Origin of the sequence: Limnohabitans sp., from assembly GCF_044361985.1 — a bacterium.
In the GTDB taxonomy this organism is placed as follows: domain Bacteria; phylum Pseudomonadota; class Gammaproteobacteria; order Burkholderiales; family Burkholderiaceae_C; genus Limnohabitans_A.
In genome coordinates this window covers 1-6,550 of the sequence record NZ_JBIKHV010000109.1, presented here as the reverse complement: position 1 = coordinate 6,550, position 6,550 = coordinate 1, and the positions used below count along the sequence as shown (strand labels likewise).

The window sequence follows — 6,550 nt, the reverse complement described above, 5'->3', positions numbered from 1 at the left end:
CCGCCTACGCCAGGCGCTTGGCCCAGGCCCCGCTGAAAGCTTCTGCCACAGCCACCCGCGAAATGGTGGGAAGGGTCGGCGAATTACAGGCCCCTGAGCCACCGCAGAACGCACAAGACAAGTTGACCCTGAGCAAACGCGAAGTCACTGTCGATAGCGCCGAAGCGCGACTGGCAGTGGAGCGTGAAATCCAGGATAAGACTGAACAACTGACCGCGCTGAAAAAGAACTTGGAAACCTTAAAGTCCTTGACGGCCACAAGCGATTCGTCAACAACAAGTTCGTCCGATCCATCGGCCTTGACACCGAGCCTGCCCAAGGCCGTCGCAGAAACGACGCCCAGGTCTTTGCTGGAGCAGTTCAGCAGCAACCCGTCCATCTGGGCTTGGGTGATGGCTCTTTTGGCAGGCATGGCCGCTTGGGTCTGGATGGTCAGGCGTCGCCCTGATCCCCATGAAAATTTATTTGGCCCAACCAGCGGCCAGGCCCAAGCCCCCACTTTGGCCCCCACCCTGACCCCTTTTCCCTCAGGCCTGCCGCCTCAGTTTGCAAACCTGGACTTGAACCTGACGCCCGCACCTGCAGCTGAATCCGAACCCAAGCAGGCCCAACAAGCCGCCAACCCAAAGGGTCCGAACTCGTGAGACTCGCTCTGGGCGTCAGCTACTCGGGCACGGCCTACCAAGGCTGGCAAAGCCAAAGTTCCGGTCTGACCGTTCAAGACAAGCTCGAAAAAGCCCTAGCGCAATTTTGCGATGTCCCTCGGGTCAGCACCTTGTGTGCGGGGCGCACCGATGCAGGCGTACACGGACTGATGCAGGTGGTGCATTTCGACACCCCACTTGAGCGCGAACTGGCTTCTTGGGTGCGAGGCAGCAACCGGTATTTGCCATCCGACATCGCTGTGCAATGGGCTCAATATGTACCCGACAGCTTTCATTGCCGCGCCAGCGCCACCGGACGGCGCTACGTCTATGTGTTGCTCGAATCGATCGTTCGCCCCAGCCTGGAGACAGGCCGTGTGGGCTGGGTCTATCGCCCCCTGGCCGAAGCCCCCATGCACGAAGCCAGCCAGCACTTGCTGGGTGAGCAAGACTTCAGCTCTTTTCGAGCCAGCAGTTGCCAGGCCTTGTCGCCTGTCAAGACGCTGCGGCACATCCGTATTACCCGGCATGGCGCTTACTGGCGTTTTGAATTTGAAGGGAATGCCTTTTTGCACCACATGATCCGCAACATCATGGGGTGTATGGTGAGCATTGGCCAGGGACAGCAAAGCCCAAACTGGATGCGGGAAGTGCTTGAGGCCAAAAACCGCGACGCGGCTGCGCCCACGTTTTCCCCCGATGGCCTGTACTTTGCCGGACCTATTTACAGCCCCGATTGGGGCTTGCCCGATACCACCCCCGCTTTTGATTGGTTGCCATGACCCAGCCAAACACCCTTTTGCCCATTGCCCCCCAGCTGCGCACGCGCATCAAAATGTGTGGTTTCACCCGAGAAGCCGACGTGCTGGCTGCAGCTGCCGCTGGAGCCGATGCCATCGGTTTTGTGTTGTACCCGCCCAGCCCTCGCCATGTGCGCATAGAACGCGCAGCCGAGCTGGCCCGCTTGCTGCCCGCTTTTGTGACACCGGTATTGCTGTTCGTCAACGACACGGCCGAGCGCATTCAGGCAGCTTGCGCAACTGTGCCTGGCGCCTTGATCCAGTTTCATGGCGATGAGCCGCCCGAATTTTGCGAGGCCATGAGCCAGGCCACTGGACGGCCGCACCTGAAGGCGGCCCGAATCCCCCTGACCGAAGCAGCCCAATTCGACTTGGTAAAATTTGGCCATCTTCACCATCAAGCCCAAGCTATCTTGCTCGACGCCCATGTCGACGGGTACGGCGGAGGCGGGAAAACATTCAATTGGTCACTGCTGCCACCAAACGTCAATGCTCACCTCGTTTTGTCTGGTGGACTCACACCTGCAAACGTGGCCGATGGCATGCGGGCGCTGCGAACGCACGGCCGGTCTCTGGCCGTTGACGTGAGCTCGGGCATCGAGGCTGACAAAGGCCTAAAAGATGCCCAAAAAATTCAGCAATTTGTTGCGGCTGTCCGTGCCGCCGATGCCGACCTCCTTTGAAATTTTCCCGGATTCAAATCCGCCCAAATACGCTATGTACGACTACCAACAACCCGACGTCAAGGGCCATTTCGGCATTTACGGTGGCAGTTTCGTCAGTGAAACCCTGACGCACGCCATCAACGAACTGAAGGCCACTTACGCCAAATACCAGCACGACCCGGAATTCATCGCCGAATTCAAGTCCGAGCTGGCCCACTTTGTGGGCCGTCCCTCCCCCGTTTATCACGCCGCCCGCATGAGCCGCGAAATGGGCGGTGCACAAATTTTTCTCAAGCGCGAGGACCTGAACCACACCGGCGCGCACAAGATCAACAACACCATCGGCCAGGCTATGTTGGCCAAGCGCATGGGCAAGCCCCGGGTGATCGCGGAAACCGGTGCGGGCCAGCACGGCGTGGCCACCGCCACGATCTGTGCCCGTTATGGTCTCGAATGCGTGGTCTACATGGGCGCCGAAGACGTGAAGCGCCAAAGCCCCAATGTCTACCGCATGAAGCTGCTGGGTGCGACCGTGGTCCCGGTGGAATCGGGCAGCAAGACCCTCAAGGACGCCCTCAACGAAGCCATGCGCGACTGGGTCGCCAACGTGGACAACACTTTCTACATCATCGGCACCGTGGCCGGGCCCCATCCCTACCCCATGATGGTGCGCGATTTTCAGAGCGTGATCGGCGAGGAGTGCCTCACCCAAATGCCGGACATGCTGCACAGCCTGAAGATGGCCGAAGAACAACCTGATGTCGTCATGGCCTGCGTGGGCGGCGGCAGCAACGCCATGGGCATCTTTTACCCCTACATCCCGTTCGAAAAAACGCGTCTGATCGGCGTGGAGGCCGCCGGTGAAGGCATGGACACGAACAAGCACTCCGCCTCACTGCAAATGGGCACACCTGGCGTTCTGCACGGCAACCGTACCTATATTTTGCAAGACGACAACGGCCAGATCACCGAAACACACAGCGTGAGCGCGGGCCTGGACTACCCTGGTGTCGGCCCTGAACACGCCTTCTTAAAGGACATTGGCCGCGCCGAGTACGTGGGCATCACGGACAAGGAAGCGCTCGAAGCCTTCCATTACCTGTGCCGCACCGAGGGCATCATTCCCGCACTCGAATCCAGTCACGCCGTGGCCTACGCTATGAAGCTGGCCAAGACCATGCGGCCTGACCAGTCTATTTTGGTCAACATGTCTGGACGGGGTGACAAGGACATTGGCACCGTGGCCGATTTATCCAATGCCGATTTCTACTGCCGACCCAGCTGCCAGGGCCAATCGGTCAAGGGCGCCGAGCAGCCCGTGAATTTCGTGAAGTGAGGGCCATCCCATGAGCCGTATCGATGCCACCCTTGCCGCGCTGAAATCCCAAGGCCGAAAAGCCCTGATCCCGTATGTGACGGCAGGCTTCCCACAAGCCAACACCACCGTTCCCCTGATGCACGCCATGGCAGGGGCTGGGGCCGACATCATAGAACTGGGGGTGCCTTTTTCAGACCCGTCGGCCGATGGGCCAGTCATCCAGAAGGCAGGCGACAAAGCGTTGGCCCTGGGCATTGGCACCGTGCAGGTGCTGGCCATGGTGCGCGAATTTCGCCAGACCGACAGCACGACACCCGTGGTGTTGATGGGTTACGCCAACCCCGTGGAACGCTACGACCAAAAACACGGCACCGACAGCTTTATCCGCGATGCGGCTTCAGCCGGTGTGGATGGCGTGCTGATCGTGGACTACCCGCCTGAGGAGTGCGTAGAGTTTGCCGCCAAACTGCGCGCCCACAGCATGGACCTGATCTTTTTGCTGGCCCCCACCTCCACCGACGAGCGCATGCAGCAAGTGGCCCAGGTGGCCAGCGGCTATGTTTATTACGTGTCTCTCAAAGGCGTCACAGGCTCCGGCACGCTGGACACCGATGCGGTGGAAGCCATGCTGCCGCGAATCCGCCAGCATGTGCACATTCCGGTGGGCGTGGGCTTTGGCATCCGCGATGCTGCGACGGCCCAGGCCATCAGCAAAGTGGCCGATGCGGTGGTGATTGGCAGCCGATTGATCCAGTTGATCGATGCGGCACCCACCGACCAAGTCAATGCCGTGGCCGCTGAATTTTTGAGCGGCATTCGCCAAGCGCTGGATGCATGAACACAAAAGGCTGGCACGCATGACTGCTCTGGCCACATTTTTTCTGGGCAATAACCCTGCCGTGGTTTCAACGATAATCCGCCGTTGAAGGAGAACCCTTATGAGTTGGCTAGAAAAACTGCTGCCCCCCAAGATCCAGCACACCGACCCGGCCGACCGCCGCTCGGTGCCTGAAGGCTTGTGGGTCAAATGCCCCAGCTGTGAGACGGTGTTGTACAAGACCGATCTTGAGGAAAACCAGAACGTCTGCCCTGGCTGCGCGCACCACTTGCGCATCGGTGCCCGCGCTCGGCTGAACGGCTTCCTGGATGGCGAAGGTCGCTACGAAATCGGTCAGGAAGTCGTGCCCGTGGATGCCCTGAAGTTCAAGGACAGCCGCAAATACCCCGAGCGCCTCAAGGAAGCCATGAACAACACGGGCGAAACAGACGCCCTGGTCGTCATGGGGGGCTCGGTGCTCAGCATCCCCTTGGTGGTGGCCTGTTTCGAGTTTGACTTCATGGGCGGCTCCATGGGCTCCGTTGTGGGCGAGCGCTTTGTGCGGGGCGTTGAAACCGCGATCGAACAAAAAGTGCCTTTTGTTTGCTTCACAGCCACCGGTGGTGCCCGCATGCAAGAAGGGCTGCTGTCCCTCATGCAGATGGCCAAGACCAATGCCGCGCTGACCCGCCTGGCCAAAAAGGGCTTGCCCTACATCAGCGTACTGACCGACCCGACCATGGGGGGCGTTTCAGCAGGATTTGCCTTCTTGGGCGACGTGGTCATGGCAGAGCCCAAAGCCCTGATCGGCTTTGCCGGCCCCCGCGTGATCGAAAGCACCGTGCGTGTGACCTTGCCCGAGGGCTTTCAGCGCGCAGAGTTCCTGCAAACCAAGGGCGCTGTGGACCTGATTTGTGACCGGCGTGAGTTGCGCAAAACCATCGCCAGCACCCTGGCCATGCTGCAGCGTCAGCCTGCCGATGCGGTGAGCTGATTTTTACCACGGCCCCACCCATGACAAAGGCCCTCTTCGGAGGGCCTTTGTCATGGGGAGAAATCTTGCAGCTTCAATGCATCCAGTTCATTTGCAGCCCCGACAGCAGCATGCCCAAGATCTGCAAGACCAGCAGCAGCGCCAAGGGCGACAGGTCGACCCCGCCGACCGAGGGAATCACGCGCTGAAAAGGGCGCAAAAAAGGCTCGCAAAGCCGGCTTGTCAGGGCGTATATGGGCGAGCCAGGGTTGACCCACGACATGACCGCCAAGACCAATACCAAGGCGCTGAGTGCAGAGATGACCAACTGGGCCAGGCCCACCAGGCTGACCAGCGGCAAAAGGACCCAGGCCCCCTGCCCACCCGCCACCAGCCAGAGCAACACATACTGCACCAGCTTGATCAGGAACGCACCGACCAGACTCGACAGATCCCAGGCAGACCACGGGGGTATGGCACGGCGCAGTGGCAACAACAACCAGTCGGTCACGGCAAAGACAAACTGCCCCAGAGGCTGATGGAACGAAATGCGCTGCCTTTGCATCAAAAAGCGCAACAGACAAGTGCCTGCGATCAAGCCCGCCACCACCTCCAACACCATACTGACCATCTGATACACCATTGAATTCTCCTTGTCGTGCGATGATACCCAGATGCCTGAAAACGATGCTCCTTTTCCTCCTGTGCAGACGGAATTGCCCCTGTTCCCGCTGGGCACCGTGATTTTCACAGGGGCCTTGCTGCCCCTGCAATTGTTTGAGCTGCGCTACTTGCAAATGATTGGCGAATGCGAACGTCTGGGGACAGGGTTTGGCGTTGTGACGCTCACCCAGGGCCGAGAAGTTCATCGCCCTGGCGATGCGGCAGAGCAATTTGAGCCAATTGGAACCCGGGTAGCGATCGAACGCATCGAGCGACCCCGTGCCGGGGTGGTGCTGGTGTGGTGCCGAGGCCTGGAACGGTTTCGGATTCTCAGCAAGCAGCAACGCAGTGATGGTCTGTGGCTTGGACAGGTTGAAGACTTGCCCGCAGAACCTGGCTTGCCTGTGCCCGAGCATTTGCAGTATTTGGCCGTGCAGATCCAGTCCGCATTGGACACCTTGAGCGCGCAAGACAGCGTGGTGCCGCACTGGCCACAGCCATGGGCCTTGAACGACTGCGCCTGGTTGTCTGACCGCTGGTGCGAACTGCTGCCCCTGCCTCTGGCCATGAAATACCGACTTTTTACGCTGCAAGAGCCCCTGATGCGCCTCGAATTGGTGGGCGATATGGTGGAATCGGCGCCTTCGGCCACTTCTGGTGGAAATGAGGG

The 6,550-nt window shown here is 59.8% G+C and carries 8 protein-coding genes; 7 read left to right on the top strand and 1 reads right to left on the bottom strand.

Translation table 11 applies throughout. From position 1 onward, the window contains the following. The 6 genes from ACIQ3A_RS13040 to accD all read left to right on the top strand — a co-directional run. Positions 1-644: hypothetical protein (locus tag ACIQ3A_RS13040; protein WP_396432159.1), on the top strand; the 644-nt coding region annotated here is incomplete at its 5' end. Then, positions 641-1,426, top strand: a complete 786-nt coding sequence (truA, locus tag ACIQ3A_RS13035; protein ID WP_396432158.1) for a tRNA pseudouridine(38-40) synthase TruA — start codon at positions 641-643, stop codon at positions 1,424-1,426. The genes ACIQ3A_RS13040 and truA, both read left to right, overlap by 4 nt. Beyond that, positions 1,423-2,127 carry a phosphoribosylanthranilate isomerase gene (locus ACIQ3A_RS13030; RefSeq protein WP_396432157.1) on the top strand — a complete coding sequence of 235 codons (705 nt, stop codon included), beginning with the start codon at positions 1,423-1,425 and terminating at the stop codon, positions 2,125-2,127. Before truA ends, ACIQ3A_RS13030 begins: the two co-directional genes overlap by 4 nt. A gap of 34 nt (positions 2,128-2,161) precedes the next feature. Continuing rightward, positions 2,162-3,445 (top strand): tryptophan synthase subunit beta, encoded by a 1,284-nt coding sequence (trpB, locus tag ACIQ3A_RS13025; protein WP_396432160.1) that lies wholly within the window; start codon positions 2,162-2,164, stop codon positions 3,443-3,445. A gap of 10 nt (positions 3,446-3,455) precedes the next feature. Then, a complete protein-coding gene (gene trpA / locus ACIQ3A_RS13020; protein ID WP_396432156.1) occupies positions 3,456-4,265 on the top strand; it encodes a tryptophan synthase subunit alpha in 810 nt (269 codons plus the stop codon). Positions 4,266-4,365: 100 nt separating this feature from the next. Continuing rightward, positions 4,366-5,238 carry an acetyl-CoA carboxylase, carboxyltransferase subunit beta gene (gene accD, locus ACIQ3A_RS13015; protein WP_396432155.1) on the top strand — a complete coding sequence of 291 codons (873 nt, stop codon included), beginning with the start codon at positions 4,366-4,368 and terminating at the stop codon, positions 5,236-5,238. 73 nt (positions 5,239-5,311) lie between these two features. Here the strand turns inward: accD and ACIQ3A_RS13010 are convergent, their stop codons facing one another. After that, entirely contained in the window at positions 5,312-5,860 is a 549-nt protein-coding gene (locus tag ACIQ3A_RS13010; RefSeq protein WP_396432154.1) for a YggT family protein, read from the bottom strand. Between the two features lie 31 nt (positions 5,861-5,891). Between ACIQ3A_RS13010 and ACIQ3A_RS13005 the strand changes: the two genes are divergently transcribed. Beyond that, the coding region (locus ACIQ3A_RS13005; RefSeq protein ID WP_396432153.1) for an LON peptidase substrate-binding domain-containing protein at positions 5,892-6,550 on the top strand (659 nt) is incomplete at its 3' end.